Origin of the sequence: Pseudarthrobacter defluvii, from assembly GCF_030816725.1 — a bacterium.
GTDB lineage: Bacteria > Actinomycetota > Actinomycetes > Actinomycetales > Micrococcaceae > Arthrobacter > Arthrobacter defluvii_A.
Map to the genome: position 1 here is coordinate 1,909,783 of NZ_JAUSYG010000001.1, position 19,318 is coordinate 1,929,100.

Annotated in this window: 17 protein-coding genes; 13 read left to right on the top strand and 4 right to left on the bottom strand. The window is 65.1% G+C overall.

What is annotated here, in order from left to right:
• The first annotated feature begins 2 nt into the window (after nt 1-2).
• Nucleotides 3-782 (top strand): 16S rRNA (uracil(1498)-N(3))-methyltransferase, encoded by a 780-nt coding sequence (locus QF031_RS08935; protein WP_307426808.1) that lies wholly within the window; start codon nt 3-5, stop codon nt 780-782.
• Here QF031_RS08935 and QF031_RS08940 read toward each other — a convergent pair.
• The gene (locus QF031_RS08940) at nt 769-1,686 is read right to left on the bottom strand and encodes a GerMN domain-containing protein (protein WP_307426811.1); all 918 of its coding nucleotides are present in this window, start codon (nt 1,684-1,686) and stop codon (nt 769-771) included. The genes QF031_RS08935 and QF031_RS08940 overlap by 14 nt on opposite strands.
• A gap of 389 nt (nt 1,687-2,075) precedes the next feature.
• Between QF031_RS08940 and QF031_RS08945 the strand changes: the two genes are divergently transcribed.
• The 5 genes from QF031_RS08945 (at nt 2,076) to QF031_RS08965 (ending at nt 7,598) form a co-directional block, all read left to right on the top strand.
• A complete protein-coding gene (locus QF031_RS08945) occupies nt 2,076-3,164 on the top strand; it encodes a PhoH family protein (protein ID WP_307433260.1) in 1,089 nt (362 codons plus the stop codon).
• Nucleotides 3,161-3,634, top strand: a complete 474-nt coding sequence (gene ybeY / locus QF031_RS08950; protein ID WP_307426813.1) for an rRNA maturation RNase YbeY — start codon at nt 3,161-3,163, stop codon at nt 3,632-3,634. The genes QF031_RS08945 and ybeY overlap by 4 nt, the downstream gene beginning before the upstream one ends.
• On the top strand, nt 3,631-4,962 hold the full coding sequence (locus QF031_RS08955) for a hemolysin family protein (RefSeq protein ID WP_307426817.1): 1,332 nt from the start codon (nt 3,631-3,633) through the stop codon (nt 4,960-4,962). Before ybeY ends, QF031_RS08955 begins: the two co-directional genes overlap by 4 nt.
• Nucleotides 4,946-5,905 (top strand): GTPase Era, encoded by a 960-nt coding sequence (era, locus tag QF031_RS08960; protein WP_307426820.1) that lies wholly within the window; start codon nt 4,946-4,948, stop codon nt 5,903-5,905. Before QF031_RS08955 ends, era begins: the two co-directional genes overlap by 17 nt.
• A gap of 97 nt (nt 5,906-6,002) precedes the next feature.
• Nucleotides 6,003-7,598 (top strand): LCP family protein, encoded by a 1,596-nt coding sequence (locus QF031_RS08965; protein WP_307426822.1) that lies wholly within the window; start codon nt 6,003-6,005, stop codon nt 7,596-7,598.
• Nucleotides 7,599-7,673: 75 nt separating this feature from the next.
• Here the strand turns inward: QF031_RS08965 and QF031_RS08970 are convergent, their stop codons facing one another.
• A complete protein-coding gene (locus tag QF031_RS08970) occupies nt 7,674-9,626 on the bottom strand; it encodes a M13 family metallopeptidase (protein WP_307426825.1) in 1,953 nt (650 codons plus the stop codon).
• A gap of 253 nt (nt 9,627-9,879) precedes the next feature.
• Here QF031_RS08970 and leuA point away from each other — a divergent pair, with 253 nt between their 5' ends.
• From leuA to QF031_RS08985, 3 genes are all read left to right on the top strand, one after another.
• Nucleotides 9,880-11,619 carry a 2-isopropylmalate synthase gene (gene leuA / locus QF031_RS08975; RefSeq protein ID WP_307426828.1) on the top strand — a complete coding sequence of 580 codons (1,740 nt, stop codon included), beginning with the start codon at nt 9,880-9,882 and terminating at the stop codon, nt 11,617-11,619.
• Nucleotides 11,620-11,702: 83 nt separating this feature from the next.
• The gene (gene recO, locus QF031_RS08980) at nt 11,703-12,455 is read left to right on the top strand and encodes a DNA repair protein RecO (protein WP_307426831.1); all 753 of its coding nucleotides are present in this window, start codon (nt 11,703-11,705) and stop codon (nt 12,453-12,455) included.
• Between the two features lie 2 nt (nt 12,456-12,457).
• Nucleotides 12,458-13,309 carry an isoprenyl transferase gene (locus tag QF031_RS08985; protein WP_307426834.1) on the top strand — a complete coding sequence of 284 codons (852 nt, stop codon included), beginning with the start codon at nt 12,458-12,460 and terminating at the stop codon, nt 13,307-13,309.
• 2 nt (nt 13,310-13,311) lie between these two features.
• Here QF031_RS08985 and QF031_RS08990 read toward each other — a convergent pair whose 3' ends face one another.
• Nucleotides 13,312-14,271 (bottom strand): alpha/beta hydrolase, encoded by a 960-nt coding sequence (locus QF031_RS08990; protein WP_307426837.1) that lies wholly within the window; start codon nt 14,269-14,271, stop codon nt 13,312-13,314.
• Nucleotides 14,272-14,365: 94 nt separating this feature from the next.
• On the opposite strand from QF031_RS08990, the gene QF031_RS08995 reads away from it, so the two are divergent.
• Nucleotides 14,366-15,436, top strand: coding sequence for a quinone-dependent dihydroorotate dehydrogenase (locus QF031_RS08995; protein WP_307426840.1), 1,071 nt, complete (start codon nt 14,366-14,368; stop codon nt 15,434-15,436).
• Between the two features lie 100 nt (nt 15,437-15,536).
• On the opposite strand, the gene QF031_RS09000 is transcribed toward QF031_RS08995, so the two are convergent.
• Nucleotides 15,537-16,139, bottom strand: a complete 603-nt coding sequence (locus QF031_RS09000) for a DUF3043 domain-containing protein (protein ID WP_307426843.1) — start codon at nt 16,137-16,139, stop codon at nt 15,537-15,539.
• A 92-nt stretch (nt 16,140-16,231) separates the two neighbouring features.
• Between QF031_RS09000 and QF031_RS09005 the strand changes: the two genes are divergently transcribed.
• The 3 genes from QF031_RS09005 to ctaC all read left to right on the top strand — a co-directional run bounded on the left by QF031_RS09005 (nt 16,232) and on the right by ctaC (nt 19,318).
• A complete protein-coding gene (locus tag QF031_RS09005) occupies nt 16,232-17,686 on the top strand; it encodes a dipeptidase (protein WP_307426846.1) in 1,455 nt (484 codons plus the stop codon).
• A 184-nt stretch (nt 17,687-17,870) separates the two neighbouring features.
• Entirely contained in the window at nt 17,871-18,260 is a 390-nt protein-coding gene (locus tag QF031_RS09010) for a HesB/IscA family protein (protein WP_307426849.1), read from the top strand.
• Between the two features lie 185 nt (nt 18,261-18,445).
• Nucleotides 18,446-19,318 carry an aa3-type cytochrome oxidase subunit II gene (gene ctaC, locus QF031_RS09015; RefSeq protein ID WP_307426851.1) on the top strand — a complete coding sequence of 291 codons (873 nt, stop codon included), beginning with the start codon at nt 18,446-18,448 and terminating at the stop codon, nt 19,316-19,318.

Consider the following 19,318-nt stretch of genomic DNA (forward strand, 5'->3'; position numbering starts at 1 on the left):
CGGTGAGCAACCCCGTCTTCTTCACTTCCGCCGGTTCCCTGGACGCCATGGCGCCGGGCCAACCCTTTGTCCTCGAAGGGGCGGAGGCGCGTCACGCTGTCACCGTCAAACGACTGGCTCCGGGTGAGTCAGTCGATATCGTCGACGGCGCCGGCACCCGCATGACCGGAAAAGTCGTCTCCGCCACGTCGTCCGGGCTCGAAGTGGAGTGCGCAAGCCTCACCCTTGAAGAAAGGCCCGAGGTCCGGCTGGTGCTGGTACAGGCGCTTGCCAAGGGTGACCGCGACGAGCTGGCCATTGAGACCGCCACCGAACTGGGCATCGACGCCGTCGTGCCCTGGCAGTCCGAGCGGTCCATCGTCCGCTGGAAAGGCGACCGGGCGGCGCGTGCACACGCCAAGTGGGAATCATCCGTGGCCGCGGCCGCCAAACAGGCGCGGCGGGCTTGGATCCCGGAGGTACGTGCCGCCGTCGACACGGCCGGGCTTTCCGCGGCCGTGGAAGCCTCGGATCTGGCGGTCATCCTGCATGAAGACGCTGTACGGCCGCTGCGCACTGTCCTGGAGGCGTGGCAGGGGAGTGCGGGTACCGGTCCCCGTGAAATCCTGCTGATCGTGGGCCCGGAGGGCGGCATCAGTCCTCGCGAAGTAACAAAACTCTGCGATAAAGGCGCTGCGACCGCCCTGCTGGGGCACCATGTCCTGCGGTCGTCGACAGCCGGTCCGGCCGCCGTCGTGCTTGCCAGCGACATCCTTGGCCGGTGGACGGTTACCGGACCTTAATGGACCTCGTGTCCTCGTTCTTGTCCGGCTCGCCGCCAATGCCTGCCTGCGCTACGTGGAGCTCGTAGTCGCCGGACGGCAGATTCAGTGCCAGCGCGAAGGCGCCCGCCGGCCCTTGCGCGGCGTCGGCCGTGGTTTCCCCGGTCAGGAAGGGCGCTTTGCTGCCGCCATCTGCGGCGCGCAGGACCTGCCAGCGGAGCTTTGCGCCAGGTGACGTGCTGCGCCCGGTGATCTTCACGCTGCCGGCTGGTACCTCGGCGTTTTCCTGGGGGTCAATAATCCACACCGGCGCCACGAGGCCCGCTGCGCGGGTCATCAATGCGCCCAGCTGGACCTTGCCGAACGCGACGTAATCCGTGTGGCCGTCCACCAGGATCCGCACCCGGACCTGCTGGCCGGTATCGACCAGGCCCGAACTGGCGGCAGCGGCGGTTGCCGTATAGATCAGCTGCTGGATGGCCCGGGCCGCCATGTCTGCGTCGAGATTGCTGTTGAAAGCATCGGCTGAGACGTCCACGGTGATGACATCCTTGCCGGAAATGGAGGTGGCGAGCTTTTCGGGGTTCTGCCAGGGGGTGAAGAAATCGGGGTCCAAAGGCTTCTCGGACATCATGGCGCGCAGGGCCCGGGTGACCGGGTTTTCCTGCTCCGGAACATCGCGGAATTCGCGGTAAAGGAAGATGTTCCCGCCGCTGCGGCCGATCCAGTACACCGGGGCCTTGTTGGAGGACTGGGTGGTTTCCAGCGGCGCGCTGGTGGAGGGCGCGTCAGGCATTGTGCCACCTGAAGCGGGGACTGAGGCAGTGGTGCCTGCGGGTGACGGCCCGCCCTCGGCCGTGCAGCCTGCCAGGACCGGAACAAGCACCAGGATTCCTGCCAGGACGGCGGGGCGCACGCGGCCCATGGGTCGTCCTGCCCTTTCGGGCACAGAGGTTTCCGGCACTGTACTGCCCTTGTCCTTTCCTGGCGTGGCGGGCCGATCCCCCTGACGGCCTGATGACCCAGCAATGCTGGATTTCCAGCATTACACAGAGGGGTGCACCGTCAGCCGCTATGTGCCACGTTCCCGCCAACTGCAACGGGAACGATATGAGGCCGATATGAAGTTGATACCAAATCCACTCAAGGAACGCTGTCGTGCCGCTTCCATCAGGCGGGTATCTGGTCAGGGCGGGTGCTGGCGTAAGATAAAAGGATCGCTGTGCAGGGAGCGCTGGAGAACAGGCACCGGCATCAGCAAGAGCACTAATGATGTCGATCTTCGAGGGGACCACGGGCCTGCGGGCCAACACCATGACTGAATCAGCGAACGGTAAGCGCCGGCTCAACACGGGCGAAGGCAGTCCCGGGGAATTTCCGCACTCCATGCCCGGCACGCGGACCGAAGTTGTCCTCTTCGAGAACACCGACCAGATGGTTCAATCACTTGGCAGCCACGATGAAGCGCTGCGCTTCATCGAAGAGCAGTTCCCGGGCGTCAATTTCCACGCCCGTGGCAACGAACTGTCCATCAGCGGCCCCATAAGTGACGTCCCCCGGATCATGCGGCTCCTCCAGGAAGTCCGCGGCCTGGTGGCCCGCGGCACTGTCATCACGCCCGCAGTGCTGCAACAGCTGGTGGCACTCCTGCGCACCCAGTCGCTGCAGAATCCCGTGGACGTGCTCACCCATGACATCCTCTCCAGCCGCGGCAGGACCATCCGGCCCAAGACCCTCAACCAGAAGAACTACGTTGATGCCATTGACGCCAACACGGTGATCTTTGGCATCGGGCCCGCCGGAACCGGCAAGACCTACCTGGCCATGGCCAAAGCAGTGCAGGCGCTGCAGCAAAAAGAGGTCAGCAGGATCATCCTCACCCGGCCGGCAGTGGAGGCGGGCGAGCGGCTGGGCTTCCTGCCCGGCACATTGAGTGACAAGATCGACCCCTACCTCAGGCCGCTCTACGACGCCCTGCACGACATGATGGACCCCGAGTCCATACCCCGGCTCATGGCAGCGGGCACCATCGAAGTGGCACCGTTGGCATACATGCGCGGGCGGACCCTCAACGATGCGTTCATCATCCTCGACGAGGCCCAGAACACCACGCCGGAACAGATGAAGATGTTCCTTACGCGCCTGGGATTCGGATCCAAGATGGTGGTCACCGGAGACGTCACCCAGGTGGACCTGCCGTTCGGGACGCGGTCAGGCCTGCGGATCGTCGAGGAAATCCTGCAGGGCATCGAGGACGTAAACTTCTCCGTCCTGGATGCCGCCGACGTCGTGCGGCACCGGCTCGTAGGGGACATCGTCAACGCCTACAGCATCTGGGACGAAACCCAGCGGAACCGGGTCAAGCATTCAGCCAGCCGGGAAAAACGGGGGGAACACGCGTGAGCATCGAGGTGAACAACGAATCCGGCATCCAGGTGGAGGAAGCGGAGCTCGTTTCCCTTTCGCGGTACATTTTCGAGCAGCTCTACATCCATCCGCAGGCGGAACTTTCCATCCTCCTGGTAGATGAACCTGCCATGGAGAAGCTGCACATCGAGCTCATGGACGAGCCAGGGGCCACTGACGTGCTCTCGGTTCCGATGGACGAGCTGACCCCCGGAACCCCCGACCGGCCCACGCCCCAGGGAATGCTGGGTGACATCGCTATCTGTCCGCAGGTGGCGAAGGTCCAGGCCCGGAATGCCGGCCATACGCTTCAGGACGAGATGCTGCTGCTGACCACGCACGGCATCCTGCACCTTCTGGGTTACGACCACGCCGAGCCGGAAGAGAAAGCGGAGATGTTCGGGCTCCAGCGTGAACTCCTGTCCGGCTTCACCGGCAAAGAAGCCCCCGCCGAGACAACCCAGTGACGCAACTGCTCCTGGTCGCGGTGGCACTGGTTTTCCTTGCTGTCGCGGCCCTGCTGACCGCGGCCGAGGCCGCCTTCAGTTTCCTTCCCCGCCACGACGCCGAAGAGGCACTGCACAGGAGCCGCGGCACCGCAATGCGCCGCATCCTTGCCGAACCTGTGGCGCACACCCGGGCACTGCGGTTCTGGCGTGTCTGGTTTGAGATGGCCTCCGCCGTGGCCGTCGCGGTGCTGATCGCCAGCCTGCTGGACAACGTCTGGCTTGCCGGCCTGGTGGCCACCGGCATCATGGCCGTGCTTGGCTTCGTGATAGTGGGCGTTTCGCCCCGGCAGCTCGGCAGGCTGCACTCCACTGCTGTGGTCCGCTTCACCGCTCCGATGGTCCGGTTCCTCACCAGCGTGCTGGGGCCCGTACCGGGCTGGCTGGTTGCGGTCGGAAGCTCCGCGGCTCCCGGAGCGCCCGGCGGAGACGACGCTTTCTTCAGCGAGCAGGAGTTCCGCGAGTTAGTGGACCGGGCAAGTGAGTCCGACATGATCGAGGACACCGAGGCGGAGATGATCCAATCGGTTTTCGACTTCGGCGACACCCTGGTCCGGGCCGTCATGGTGCCCAGGACTGACATCGTCAGCATCGATGCGGGCTCCAGCCTTCACGAGGCCATGTCCCTCTTCCTGCGGTCGGGTTACTCGCGGATCCCGGTCATCAGCGAGAACACGGACCATATCCTTGGCATTGTCTACCTCAAGGACGTTGCCGCGGTAATCCACCAGCTGGGGCCGGACCAGGAACCGCCGCTGGTGGAGTCACTGGCCCGCGAGGTCCGTTACGTGCCGGAATCGAAGCCGGTCAGCGACCTCCTGCGCGAACTGCAGAAGGAATCCACCCATGTGGCCATCGTCATCGACGAATACGGCGGCACCGCCGGGCTTGTTACCCTCGAGGACCTGATTGAGGAAATCGTGGGCGAGATTGTGGATGAATACGACACCGAGAGCGCCGAAGCCGTGGCCCTGGGTGACGGCTCCTACCGCGTAAGCGCCCGCATGGGCATCGATGACCTCGGCGAGCTTTTCGACCTGGAGATCGACGACGACGAAGTGGACACCGTGGGCGGGCTCCTTGCCAAAGCGCTTGGGCGCGTCCCGATCGTGGGCAGCAGCGTGGAGGTGCAGGGCGTATCCCTGCGGGCGGACCGGCTGGAGGGCCGGCGGAACCGGGTCAGCCACATCATTGCGGCGGCCGTACCAAGAGTAGAGACTGACTTTGAAGGCCTCCTGGAAGAGGCCGAAGCAACCCAGCAGGGAGTTCCACGTGAGCAAGAAAAATAAGGCTGAGGCCTCGGACGACTTCGGCGGCTTCCGCGCCGGGTTCTCGGTTCTGGTCGGCCGGCCCAACGCGGGCAAGTCCACCCTGACCAATGCGCTGGTAGGCAAGAAGGTGGCCATCACCTCCGCCAAGCCGCAGACCACCCGGCACACCATCCGGGGCATCGTGCACCGTGAGGACGCCCAGCTGATCCTCGTGGACACACCGGGGCTGCACCGTCCCCGCACCCTCCTCGGCAAGCGCCTAAACGATCTCGTGGCGGATACTCTCTCCGAGGTGGATGCCATCGGTTTCTGCCTGCCGGCCAACGAGAAAATCGGCCCCGGTGACAAATTCATCGCCGCCCAGCTTGCCGCCGTCGGCCGGAAACCGGTGGTTGCCATCGTCACCAAGGCCGACCTCGTGGACAAGCAGGCCCTGACTGAACAACTCCTGGCTGTTGCGGCGCTGGGCCGCGAGGTGATGGGGGAGGACGGTTGGAAGGACATCGTCCCGGTGTCCGCTGCCGACGGCTTCCAGGTGGAAACCGTGGCCGACGTCCTGATCAGCCACATGCCGCCGTCGCCGCCCCTGTACCCCGACGGTGAACTGACAGACGAGCCCGAAGCAGTCATGGTGGCGGAGCTCATCCGCGAAGCCGCCCTGGAGGGGGTGCGTGACGAGCTTCCACACTCCCTGGCCGTAGTGGTCGAAGAGATCGTTCCCCGGGAGGACAGGCCGGAAGACAACCCCCTGCTGGACGTGCGCGTCAACCTCTACGTGGAGCGTCCGTCGCAGAAGGCCATCATCATCGGCAAGGGTGGCAGCCGGCTGCGCGAAGTAGGCACCAATGCCCGCAAAGGAATCGAAGCGCTGCTGGGCACACGGATCTACCTTGACCTTCACGTTAAGGTGGCCAAAGACTGGCAGCGGGACCCGAAACAGCTGGTCAAGCTGGGTTTCTGACCCTCGAAAAAGGCGTTCCCTGGAGCGTGCCGGCCAAGTTCTCCACCCTGGACCACTAAAATGGACCGGATTTCGTATTTAGAGGAAGGTTCACCACGTGGGTCCAGGCGGCGATGCACGCGACAACGAGGCTGACCAGTCAGCCCGACCGGGACCGGTATCCCGCCATGCAAGCGGCGGTGCCGTCGGCGCCGCCCGCCACCTCGGCCCGCTGCATGGAATGCCCCTATGGCTCAAAGCCGTCACGGGCGTGGTGGCCCTGGTCCTCGTGGCCGCGATTGTCTTCGGCGGATTCTGGTTCTTCCGCCTGCAGAACAACATCTCCAAGTCGCCGCTGAATGCCGGAGGGGAAAACACCGAGGCCGCGGGGAATGATGCCACGGGCCGGCTGCAGATCCTGATCCTCGGCTCGGACACCCGCGACGGCAAGAACGCGGAGTATGGAACCGCTGACGATTCCACAGGCTACGGCAAGTCGGACGTGATGATGCTGATGGACATCTCCGAGGACAACAAGCGCGTCAACGTGATCAGCTTTCCGCGCGACCTCCTGGTGGATATCCCCGACTGCAAGGACAAGAAGACCGGCAGGGACTACCCGGCCCGCACCGGCGTGATGATCAATGAGGCCATGAGCGAGGCCGGCATCGGCTGCGCGGTGGATACAGTCAATAAGCTCACCGGCATGCAGGTGGACCACTTCATGATGGCCGACTTCAATGCGGTGAAGGAGTTGTCCAACGCCGTGGGCGGTGTGGAAGTCTGCATCAGTGACGCTGTCTACGATCCAGACTCCCGGCTGCGGCTGCCCGCAGGAACATCCTCCGTGCAAGGCGACATGGCGCTTGCCTTCCTTCGCACCCGCCACGCTTTTGCCGACGGCGGCGACCTGGGCCGCATCAAGGCACAGCAGGGCTTCCTGTCGTCGCTGACCCGCAAGATCAAGGACGAGGGAACCCTGTCAGACCCCGCCAGGATGCTGAAGATTGCCGATGTCGTAACCCAGAACCTGACCGTCGACGAGGGGCTGGCCTCCGTTCCCACGTTGCTGACCATCGGCAACCGGCTCAAGGACATCGACATCAGCAAGGTGGCCTTTGTTGCGGTGCCCACTACGCCGGCCCCCGTCGACCCCAACCGCCTGGTCATCGCCGAGCCCGCCGGCGCCCAGCTTTTCTCGGCCTTGCGGAAGAACGTGGACCTGACCGATCCCAACGCGCCCACCACGCCGTCGCCCAGTGACACGGCATCCCCGTCACCGGCGCCCACCGAGACGGCCACGCCGGCACCGCCCTACAACAAAGCCATCCAGCCGGTTACCGTCGCCAACGGATCCGGGGTCAACGGGCGTGCCCAGGAGATCGTCCAGGCATTGGTGGCCGGGGGCTTCACCCAGACCGGCCAGTTCCTCGCCCAGCCCGTGACCAAGACAGCCGTGTACTACGGCAACGGCTTTGCCGACGTTGCTGCCGATGTGGCTGCCCTGCTGGGGATTCCGGCCACCCTCATGATCCCTGCCCCCGGTGTATCGGGTGTCCAGGTCTATGTCGGCAGCGATTTCACCACCGGCACTGCTTACGGAGCAGGGGCCGGCGGCGGGACTGCGCCGGCTTTGCCGAAGGATATTGTCAACCAGACCGCAGGAGACAAGGTTTGCCAGCAGGCCAACCCTGAGCTGATCGTCCGAAAGTAAGAACCTATTGGCGCGGGTGCCAACCCGCCGGGACAGAGATGGGCCCCGCCTTCCGGCGGGGCCCATCTTCTTTGGCTACCAGATGCTGACGCGGTCTCCGGCCGGCATCCACATGCCGTCCTCCTCGCTGACATCGAACGCCTCGTGGAAGGAGTCCAGGTTCTTCGCGATCGCATTGGTACGGAACTCATTGGGGGAGTGGGGATCGGTGGCAAGCCGCCGGATGGCCTCTTCCTGCCGGATGACCTGGCGCCAGCCCGCCGCCCAGGAGGCGAAGAAGCGCTGCTGCCCTGTCAGCCCATCCAGGACCTCCGGCTCCTTGCCGTCGAGGCTGATCAGGTAGGCCTTGTACGCGATGGTCAGGCCTGCCAGGTCCCCGATGTTCTCGCCCAGAGTGAGCCGGCCGTTGACGTGGTGTCCCGGCGCCGCCGTGGGGGACAGCGCGTCATACTGCGCAACGAGCCGTGCGGTCAGGGCCTCAAACGCCTGGCGGTCCTGGTCGGTCCACCAGTTGCGGAGGGCTCCGCCGCCGTCGAACTGCGAGCCCTGGTCGTCAAAGCCGTGGCCGATCTCGTGCCCGATGACTGCGCCGATGCCGCCGTAGTTGACGGCGTCGTCGGCGTCTGCGGTAAAGAACGGAGGCTGCAGGATGGCGGCGGGGAACACAATTTCATTCATCATCGGGTGGTAGTAGGCGTTGACCGTCTGCGGCGTCATCAGCCACTTGATCCGGTCCACGGGCTTGCCCACCTCATCCAGGTGCCTGTCGACGTCGGCGTTGTGCGCCCGTTCCACATTCCCAAGGAGGTCGTTGGGGTCGATTTCCACTGCCGAGTAGTCGATCCACTTGTCCGGGTAGCCGATTTTGGCCCGGAACGCCTCCAGCTTGCGCAGCGCCTCGGCCTTGGTATCCTCGCCCATCCAGCCCACCCCGGTGATGCTGCGGCGGTAGGCCTCAATGAGGTTCGCCACCAGGGTCTGCATCCTCGCCTTGTGGGTTTCGGGGAAGTGCCTCGCCACGTAAATCTGTCCCACGGCCTCACCGAGGGCGGCTTCGACGACGGCGACGCCCCGCTTCCAGCGGTCCTTGTTCCGGGGTGTGCCGCTGATGGTAGTGCCGTAGAAAGCGAAGTTGGCGTCCACGAAGGTGGAGGACAGGTACGGTGCGGCACCGCTGATGACCCGCATGGCCAGCCACTCCTGCCACGTGGCAACCGGCACCTCATCCAGGAGGCCGGCCGCGCCGGTAAAGAAGTCGGGGGTGCTCACCACGATTTCCTCGCGCTTGGCGGCATCAATTCCCGCAGCATCAAACCAGGTGGCCAGGAGGGGGAAGAGCGCCGCGGCTTCATCCGCAGTCTTCAAGTTGTACGTCTTCTGCGGATCCCGGAGGGTGACGTTGTCCCAATGGTGGGACGCAAGCTTTGTCTCCAGCTGGACCACCCGGCCGGCCGCGCCCTGGGGATCGGCCACCCCTGCCAGTTCGAACATCCTCGCCACGTGGTCCGTGTAGGCGGAAACGATGGGGGCAAACTTTTCTTCCCGGTAATACGACTCGTCAGGCAGTCCCAGGCCTCCCTGTCCGGTGTACAGCAGGACGCGGTCCGGGTTGCCGGCGTCGGGGGCAGGGTAAATGTAGAACAACCCGCCCACGTCCGCGCGGAACAACCTGCCTGCCAGTGAAATGAGCTCGGGCACCGAGCCGGCGGCGAACACCTCGGCGAGCCGCCCGCGGATGGGCTCCATGCCCTTGCCTTCAACAGTGGACTCGTCCATGAAGCTGTTGTAAAGGTCGCCGATCTTCCGCTCGATACCGGTGGCGTCCGCTCCCTTGGCCGCAGCTTCCTCGATGATGTCCCGGACAGCGAGCTCCGATCCGTCACGGAGTGCGGTGAAGGTCCCCTCCAGCGGCCGGTCGTCGGGAATCTCGGTCGCTTTCAGCCAGGCACCGTTGACGTGCTGGTACAGGTCATCCTGCGGCCGAACTGTGTGATCAATGGTGGACAGATCGATCCCCGAAATGGGCACTGCAACTCCTTTTAGCGGGACGCCGCTGCCCGGTGGATTACCGGAGGCGTCTGCATGCTGGACTTTACGGACGGTAGTGCCCTTTCATCTTACGCACCCGTGTTACCCTCAAAGTGTGCGTGCAGAGCTCCTTCTCCTTAGCTGCCGCGGCGAGGCCACAGACGCTATCTAGCGCACGGCCCACCCTCGCTGCGGAGTTTGTGTTGCCCGGCCACCCTTTCACTGAAGATCGATAGAAAAGGCCACGAACGTCATGCGAAACGCACAGAAGCCCTCCGGAATGCCCGCCCACCGGTACACGCCGTTCCAGAACCAGATCAAGGTTGAACTCCCGGACCGCACGTGGCCGGACAAGGTGATCACCAAGGCACCTCGCTGGTGCGCGGTTGACCTGCGGGACGGCAACCAGGCGCTGATCGACCCCATGAGCCCGGCCCGCAAAATGAAGATGTTCGATCTGCTGGTCCGCATGGGCTACAAGGAGATTGAGGTCGGGTTCCCGTCCGCGTCCCAGACGGACTTCGAGTTCGTCCGCCAGCTCATTGAGGGCAACCACATCCCGGACGACGTCACCATCCAGGTCCTGACTCAAGCGCGCGAACACCTGATTGAACGGACCTACGAGTCCCTGGTGGGCGCCAAGCAGGCCATCGTCCACCTCTACAACTCCACCTCCGTGCTGCAGCGGCGCGTGGTCTTCAACCAGGACGAGGACGGCATCCTGGACATCGCCCTCCAGGGTGCCCGTCTGTGCAAGAAGTACGAGGAGACCCTTGCCGACACGCATGTGACCTACGAATACTCCCCGGAGTCCTTCACCGGCACCGAGCTGGAGTACGCGGTCCGGGTGTGCAACGCCGTCGCCGACGTTTTTGAAGCGTCAGCGGACCGCCAGGTGATCATCAACCTCCCGGCCACCGTCGAAATGGCCACCCCCAACATTTACGCCGATTCCATCGAGTGGATGAGCCGGCACCTGCACCCGCGCGAAGGCATCATCCTGTCACTGCACCCGCACAACGACCGCGGCACCGGCGTTGCTGCGGCCGAACTGGGCTACATGGCCGGCGCCGACCGCATTGAGGGCTGCCTCTTCGGGAACGGCGAACGAACCGGAAATGTGGACCTGGTGACCCTGGGCCTGAACATGTTCGTCCAGGGCATCGATCCCATGATTGACTTCTCCAACATTGACGACGTCCGCCGCACCGTGGAGTACTGCAACCAGCTGCCGGTCCCGGAGCGGTCGCCGTACGGCGGAGACCTGGTGTTCACCGCCTTCTCCGGCTCGCACCAGGACGCCATCAAAAAGGGCTTCGAAGCCCTGGAGCGCGATGCCGCCGCCGCCGGCAAGGCCGTGGACGACTTCACCTGGCAGGTGCCGTACCTGCCGGTGGATCCCAAGGACCTGGGCCGCAGCTACGAAGCAGTCATCCGCGTGAACTCGCAATCCGGCAAGGGCGGCGTGGCCTACCTGCTGAAGAACGAACACAGCCTGGACCTGCCGCGCCGCGCCCAGATCGAGTTCTCCGGCGTCATCCAGCGCCGTACCGACACCATCGGCGGGGAGGTCAGCGGCGCGCAGCTCTGGCAGGCATTCCAGGACGAGTACCTGCCGTCCGGGCAGGCTGACGGGCAGTGGGGCCGGTACTCCCTGGGCGGGGTCAAGACAGAAACGGATGCCGACGGCGGCATGACGCTTCACGCCTCCCTGACCATTGATGGTGCCCAGGTGAACCGCACCGGCACCGGAAACGGTCCCATTGCCGCCCTGCTGAATATCCTGCACGAGGACGGCGTCGACGTCCGGGTGCTGGACTACAGTGAGCACGCGCTGTCCGAGGGCGGCAACGCCATGGCTGCCGCCTACGTTGAGTGCGCCGTGGGGGGGCGGGTGCTGTGGGGCGTCGGGATCGATGCCAACACCAGCATGTCCTCCCTCAAGGCTGTGATCTCGGCGGTCAACCGCGCCATCCGGGACGCCCAGGCCTGATGCCCGCTGGTGGTGCCGCTGTTCGACCCCGCGGCATCACCGGTCTTGGCAGCATGAAGCTGCCCAGGATGGGAAGATAGAGCGTGCCCCAACAGTCTTTTGCCTCCCGGGCTTACCGGGACGACGCCGTGGTGCTGCGTACCCACAAGCTGGGCGAGGCCGACAGGATCATCACCCTCCTCACGAAGCACCACGGACAGGTCCGCGCCGTCGCGAAAGGGGTGCGCCGCACCAGCAGCCGTTTCGGTGCCCGGCTTGAACCGTTCATGGTGGCGGACCTCCAGCTGGTGTCCGGCCGCACCCTGGACATCGTGACGCAGGCAGTCGCCAAAGGGGCCTACGGCGGAAGCATCGCCGCGGACTACGGCAGATACACGGTTGCAGCAGCGATGACCGAGACAGCGGAGAAACTCACGGATGTGGACGGCGAAGCCGGCACCGCACAGTACAACCTGCTGGTGGGGGCCCTCGCCGCGTTGAGCCGGGACGAGCATGCCGCGGGCCTCATCCTTGACTCCTACCTGCTGCGCGCGCTGGCCACCGGCGGCTGGGCGCCCAGCTTCACCGACTGCGCCCGCTGCGGCATGCCGGGCCCGCACACGGCGTTCTCCGCGCCCCTCGGCGGAATGGTCTGTGCCCAGTGCAGGCCGCCCGGGTCGCCGGCCCCGGCACGGGAGACCGTGGTCCTGTTGGCGGCCCTGCTGACGGGGGACTGGACGACGGCGGACGCTTCGCTGGCGCAGCACCGCAAGGAGGCCGCCGGCCTGGTGGCCGCGTACCTGCAATGGCACCTGGAACGAGTACTGAAATCCCTCAAACATGTGGAGCGTAGCTGACAGTGGCCCTCGGAAAGAGAAACAATACGGTCCGCCGGCGCACCCATCCCGTGCTGCCGCCCTACCCGCACCCGTCCGGGGCCGTGGCTCCCTCCATTCCGGCGGAATTCATTCCGCGGCATGTGGCCATTGTCATGGACGGCAACGGCCGGTGGGCCAACCAGCGGGGCCTGCCCCGGATTGAGGGACACAAGGCAGGGGAGCCTGCACTGCTGGACGTCATGGCAGGGGCCATTGAGCTGGGCATCGAGTACGTCAGCGTCTACGCCTTTTCCACGGAGAACTGGCGCAGGTCACCTGAGGAAGTCCGCTTCCTGATGGGATTTAACAAGGACGTGCTGCGAAGGCAGCGGAACCAGCTGGATGACTGGGGAGTCCGGGTCCGGTGGGCGGGGCGCAGGCCCCGGCTCTGGGGTTCGGTTATCCGGGAACTGGAGGAAGCCGAACAGTTCACCGCGGCCAACACCACCTGTAATTTGACCATGTGTGTTAATTACGGCGGCCGGGCAGAGATCACGGATGCAGTTTCCGCGATCGCAGCAGACGTGGCGGCTGGAAAGCTGAAGCCCGGTGCCATCACCGAGCGGACCATCCAGAAGTACCTCGATGAACCGGACCTGCCTGACGTGGACCTCTTCCTGCGCAGCTCGGGCGAGCAGAGGCTGTCCAACTTCCTGCTGTGGCAGTCCGCCTACGCCGAGTTCGTCTTCATGGACACGCTCTGGCCGGACGTGGACAGGCGGACCCTTTGGGCCGCCGTCGAGGAGTATGCCCGGCGGGACCGCCGCTACGGTGGGGCAGTGGACGCGGCCGCTGCTCCGGCAGACGTCCGGACAGACTCCCGGGCGGAGTAGCCTCACCCATAAGCCCGCAGCCAACGGGCCAGCCGCGAGTAGGCATCGGACCGGATTGGCTCGGGGGAGAGGAATACGTCGTGCAGCGCCCCGTCAATCCGCTCGAGGGTCACAGTCCGGCCCAGGGTCAACGCCCGGGCGCTGATGGTATTGACGTCCAGGACGGCGTCGGTACGGCGCATCTCCTCGGACCAAAGGAGCCCGTTGGCGCTGCCCTTGGACAGCAGGACCAAGACCGGTGCCTCGATGCCAAGGCCGCGCGCCACCCGGGAATGCCCGGCGAGTACCGCCCGCAGCCAGCCGGCACGTACCGGGAAAGCCATCCGGGGGCGGTAGCGCTCGTCAAGCGGCCACTCGCCGTCCGCAGCGCTGCTGATGGTGCGCCAGTAATGGCCGCGCTCCGGCAGGCGCAGGACGGTCTGCGGCCGGATCCGGGCCACGGGGCGCACCATGCTGGACGCCGCCCGCCGCACGAGTGAACTGCCGTGCATCTCAAGCCAGGGACTGTTGAGAACGAGCAGCGAAACGGCCTCGGGGTGGCGGCTGGTCCAAAGCGCTGCCACCAGTCCGCCGGTGGAATGGCCCATCAAGGCCAGTGGCCCGGGGCCGCTTTCCCCGCCGATGATGCGCCATGCTTCTTCGATCTCCGCGTCGTAGGCGGTGAGGTCCGCCACATACCCGCCCGGTGATTCCGGACGGAGGCTGCGTCCGTGGTTGTGCATGTCCAGGGCGTAGAAGTCATATCCCGCCCCAGCCCAAAAACGGGCCAGTTCCACGTTGAAGAAGTAGTCACTCCAACCGTGCAGGAACAACACAGCGCCGCGGCGGTCGCCCCCGGCGCCGCGGTCCGGGTCAGGCCGGAGCCGTACCAGCGTTGCCGTCCGCTCCACACCGTCAGATCCGGTGGCCGCAAAGGAGTGCGACTCGAAGTCCCCGCCCAGGATGTCCTGCTGCCACTGCATGACCTCATGCTAAACCGGCACGCCGGACGCGCCCCCTACGTACACATGCTTCTTCGTTTTGGTGTGCTGGCCCAGGAAACGGGAAACTGGAGGCATGCGCGTTTACCCCACTTTTTTCAGGCTGGCCTTTTCATGGATGGACGCCGAGCGCGCCCACAAGATCGGATTCAAAGGCATCCGGTTCGCGCACGCGTCGGGTGCCGGGAGGCTGCTGCAAAAGCTCACGGCGCCGGCACCGTCCCTCCAGACCACTGCCTTCGGCGTCACCTTTCCCTCACCCTTTGGGCTGGCCGCAGGCTTCGACAAGGAAGGGCACGGCATCGAGGCCCTTACCGAGCTTGGGTTCGGGCACGTGGAAGTGGGCACCATTACCGGCCAGGCCCAGCCGGGCAATGAGAAACCACGGCTGTTCCGCCTGATCGAGGACCGCGCCGTCATCAACAGGATGGGATTCAATAATGACGGCGCCGCAGCCGTTGCGCCCCGGCTGAAGGCAGCGCGCGCCGCTCTCCAGCGCCGGTTCCCGGCGGTCCGTCCGGTCATCGGCGTCAATATCGGCAAGACCAAAGCGGTGGAGTTGGCTGACGCCGTGGACGACTACCTGGTAAGCGCCCGCAGCCTTGCACCTGCCGCTGACTACCTGGTGGTGAACGTCAGTTCACCCAACACTCCGGGCCTCCGGCTGCTGCAGGACGTTGAAACCCTGCGCCCGCTCCTCATTGCAGTGGGCAAGGAAGCCGACCGGGCCGCCGGACGGCACGTGCCCCTGCTGGTCAAGATTGCCCCGGACCTCAGCGATGAGGATATTGACGACGTCGCGCGCCTTGCCCTGGACCTGAAACTGGACGGGATCATCGCCACCAACACCACGATCGCCCGGACCGGCCTCACCTCGCCGGCCGACCAGATCGACAAGTGCGGTGCCGGCGGCCTGTCCGGCGCTCCCTTGAAAGCGCGCTCCCTCGAGGTGCTAAAGCGGCTCAAGAAGGCCACCGGCGACACCCTGGCATTGGTCGCGGTGGGCGGTGTGGAATCGGCCCAGGACGTCCAGGAAAGGCTCGACGCCGGCGCAACCCTGGTGCAGGGCTACACCGCATTCCTTTACGAAGGACCGTTCTGGGCGGCACGGATCAACAGGCAGCTGGCAAAAAACCGGCGCTCCTAAGACTTCCCCCGGACGGCATAGGCCGGACGAGGTGCCCGTAGAAAGCAGGAACCCCGGCGGTCATCCCGCCGGGGTTCCTGTGCTTGACGTCGGTGCCTGGTCAGGCGGGGTACTGTCCGCGCTGGACCTGGGGCTTGGGCAGGCGCAGTTTCCGGAACTGCAGGGACCGCATGGAGCCGTACCAGACGGTACCGCGTTCCACCTCGCCGAACTTCTCCGTCAGGCGCTTGCGGAGCTTGCGGGACAGGATGAAGACGTCCACGAAGACAGCCAGGAACATCACCCAGAATGCGCCGAGGACGTAGATCATCATGTCGCTGGAAGCCGGCACCACCAGGGACACCAGCACAAAGAGCAGCGCGCCGAACATCAGGTACTCGCCAAGGTTGAAACGGGCGTCCACGAAGTCGCGGGCAAACCGCTTCTGCGGGCCCTTGTCGCGCAGCGGCAGGAACTTCTCGTCACCGGTGTCCAGCGCCCGGCGCATCTTCAGCCGCTGGTCCTGGACAGCCTGGCGTTCGGCGGCCTTGGACGCCTTGCGGTCCTCGGGGACCAGCGGCCGCTTGCGGGCAGCCTCCTGGGCCTTCCGGGTAGGGGTAGGGGCGCCCTTGCCCGCCACGCTGTTCTGCCGCGCCGCCGCTTCCGCTGCCTGCTGGTCTATTGTTTGCTGCGCCGATGGCGCTTCTTTTCTACGTCCGAACACCTGACCAGAATACCTTGCAGCAGCACGCCCGACGCCTGCCGCCGAGTCCGCCCTGACCGTGAGCGGAATGTGACGAGGGTAATGTTTTGGCCATGACCTCATCACCCGCGGCCACCCCGCACAGCACCACAGACATCCCAGGATCCGGCCCGGCAGGCAAGGCAAGGACGGAAGATCTTCGTTCTGCCGTAGACCGCGCCTTTGACCAGACACTGGCGCGGCTCAAGGACCTTGTCGCCATCCCCGGGATCGCATGGCCGAGCTTCGAACGTACCCCGCTCGAACGAAGCGCCGAGGCTGTCGCGGAACTCCTCCGGGGTGCAGGCCTTGATGACGTCCGGGTCCTGTGCGTGGATAAAGCTGACGGCACTCCGGGCGGCCCGGCCGTCGTCGCCCGCCGTCCCGCAGCGCAAGGAAAGCCAACCGTCCTGCTGTACGCACACCATGACGTCCAGCCCGTGGGTGACGAGTCCCTGTGGGAGACGGAGCCGTTCACCGCCGTCGAAAAGGACGGCCGGCTCTATGGCCGCGGCGCCGCTGATGACAAGGCAGGCATCATGGCGCACGTTGCCGCCTACGCGGCCCTTTCCGAGGTCCTGGCTGGCACCTTGGGGCTGGGCGTGACCTTCTTCATCGAGGGGGAGGAAGAAGCGGGGTCGCCCACGTTCCGTCCGTTCCTGGAGGCCAACCGCGAGCTGCTGCGGGCCGACGTCATTGTGGTGGCTGACTCCAGCAACTGGAAAGTGGGGGTGCCTGCCCTGACCACCAGCCTGCGGGGCCTAGTGGACGGCACCATTGAGGTGCAGGTCCTGGACCACGCAGTGCATTCGGGCATGTACGGCGGGCCGGTGCTGGATGCGCCCACGTTGCTGTCCCGCCTGATCGCTACGCTTCACGATGCCGACGGGAACGTGGCCATCGAGGGCCTGGTGGCAACGGACACCGCTGCAGTGGACATGCCGGAAGCGGATTACCGCGCCGACGCGTCCGTGCTTGACGGGGTCCGCCTGGCAGGGACTGGGAGCATTGCGTCGCGGCTGTGGACCAAGCCGGCGTTGTCGATCATCGGCTTCGACGCCCCCGCAGTGGATGTCGCCTCCAACACCCTCCTTCCGCGCGCACGGGCGAAGTTCAGCCTGCGCCTGGCACCCGGACAAGTCCCCGCGGAAGCCATGGAAGCAGTTCGACGGCATGTGGAGGCCAATGCGCCGTTCGGAGCCAAGGTTGTCTTCACGCCGGGGGAGGCCGGCAACCCTTTCCGGACAGACACCTCCTCCGCTGCTGCGTCCGTGGCCATGTGGGCCCTGGGGGAGGCGTGGGGCGTTCCTGCGGTGGAAACGGGGATTGGCGGTTCAATCCCCTTCATCGCCGACCTGACGGACCTGTACCCTTCGGCGCAGATCCTGGTGACCGGAGTGGAGGACCCCGATTCGAGGGCCCATAGCGCCAACGAATCCCTGCATATCGGCGACTTCCGAAACGCCATCCTTGCCGAGGCGCTCATGCTTGCGCGGCTCAACAGCGAGGGCCTCCCGGCCGGCGAATGAGGCCGCTTCTTCATGCGGCAGACCGCGCCCGCTCCCAGGGAACAACCGCAGCGCTTTTACGGTTACGCCAGGAGTTAGAGCTACAGGACTGCCGCGCGTAGCATGTAGCTATAGCCCATACCGTATTTGTAGGGGCAGGCGCCGTTGAGGCGACGCCGCCAGACCGTCCTAAGAAGGTAGGCCAATGAGCACCGCAACCAACGAAAACAGCACCGCCGCCACCACAGTGGCCAGCGACGAACTGCCCGTTCACGAGGTCAACATGACCGACGTCGCTGCAGGCAAGGTACGCAGCCTCCTCGAGCAGGAAGGCCGAACGGACCTGCGTCTGCGCGTAGCCGTGCAGCCCGGTGGTTGCTCGGGCCTGATTTACCAGCTCTACTTCGACGAACGGCTCCTAGACGGAGACGCCGTGCGCGACTTCGACGGAGTCGAGGTCGTCGTCGACAAAATGAGCGTGCCCTACCTGAGCGGCGCCAGCATCGACTTCGAAGACACCATCTCGAAGCAGGGTTTCACCATCGACAACCCGAACGCCGGAGGCTCCTGCGCCTGCGGTGATTCATTCCACTAAGCCGGTTGTTTCGCCTGATGTCCGCGCCGGGTTTCCTGCCGTCCAAAACGGCACGGGGGCTCGGCGCGGACATGTGGGCGAAACGCCCGGCGGAGCGGTAAGCTCTACACCAAGTAGTAAAACTTTTTTGTGCCCGGAGCGCCTTTGGCTGCCCGGGCAACAGCAACAAGTAGGAAGGGCCGTCTGTGAGTTCGCAGAACCGAACCGGCAGCCGACGCAAAACGATCACCACGATCTCAAGCTTGGCTATTGCCGGCGCGTTGGTTTTGACCGGATGTTCGCCAGAGGTAGAGAAAGGGTGGATGCCCACTGAACGTGGCACCACCAGCAACACCGACCGCATCATGGACCTCTGGGTCAACTCATGGATTGCTGCGCTCGTGGTGGGCACCATTACGTGGGGCCTGATCATCTGGTGCCTGGTTGCCTACCGCCGCCGCAAGGGAACTGTTGGGTTCCCGCGGCAGACCAGCTTCAACCTGCCCCTCGAGGTCTTCTACCTGACCATCCCGATCTTCATGGTCCTGGTGTTCTTCTACTTCACCGACCGTGACCAGCAGGCCATCGATGACCGTTCCCAGCCGGCCGACGTCGTAGTGGACGTCCGCGGCAAGCAGTGGGCATGGGACTTCAACTACAAGTCCGGCGACGTCATCAAGGAAGACCTCCACGAGGCCGGCGTCCAGGCGCACCTCACGGGCAACACCATCGACAAGGAACAGCTGCCCACGCTGTACTTGCCGGTCAACAAGTCCGTAGACCTCGAGCTCAACGCCCGCGACGTCATCCACTCTTTCTGGGTTCCCGCCTTCCTGCAGAAGCGCGACATGATCCCGGGCAAGGTCAACTACATCCGGTTCACCCCCACTAAAGAGGGCACTTACGACGGCAAGTGTGCCGAACTTTGCGGCGAGTACCACTCCGAAATGCTGTTCCGCGTCAAGGTGGTGTCGGAATCCGAATTCCAGGCCCACATGGACCAGCTCAAGGCTGCCGGGAACACCGGCCTGCTCGGCGTGGAGTACGACCGCAACCCGAACCTGAACGAAACCAAGTAA

What these genes read in the sequence shown, in the direction of transcription:
- QF031_RS08940 (WP_307426811.1), bottom strand. Translation starts at nt 1,686, where the DNA reads ATGGGCCGCGTGCGCCCCGCCGTCCTGGCAGGAATCCTGGTGCTTGTT.
- QF031_RS08945 (WP_307433260.1), top strand. Translation starts at nt 2,076, where the DNA reads ATGACTGAATCAGCGAACGGTAAGCGCCGGCTCAACACGGGCGAAGGC.
- leuA (WP_307426828.1), top strand. Translation starts at nt 9,880, where the DNA reads ATGCGAAACGCACAGAAGCCCTCCGGAATGCCCGCCCACCGGTACACG.
- QF031_RS08990 (WP_307426837.1), bottom strand. Translation starts at nt 14,271, where the DNA reads ATGCAGTGGCAGCAGGACATCCTGGGCGGGGACTTCGAGTCGCACTCC.
- QF031_RS08995 (WP_307426840.1), top strand. Translation starts at nt 14,366, where the DNA reads ATGCGCGTTTACCCCACTTTTTTCAGGCTGGCCTTTTCATGGATGGAC.
- QF031_RS09005 (WP_307426846.1), top strand. Translation starts at nt 16,232, where the DNA reads ATGACCTCATCACCCGCGGCCACCCCGCACAGCACCACAGACATCCCA.
- QF031_RS09010 (WP_307426849.1), top strand. Translation starts at nt 17,871, where the DNA reads ATGAGCACCGCAACCAACGAAAACAGCACCGCCGCCACCACAGTGGCC.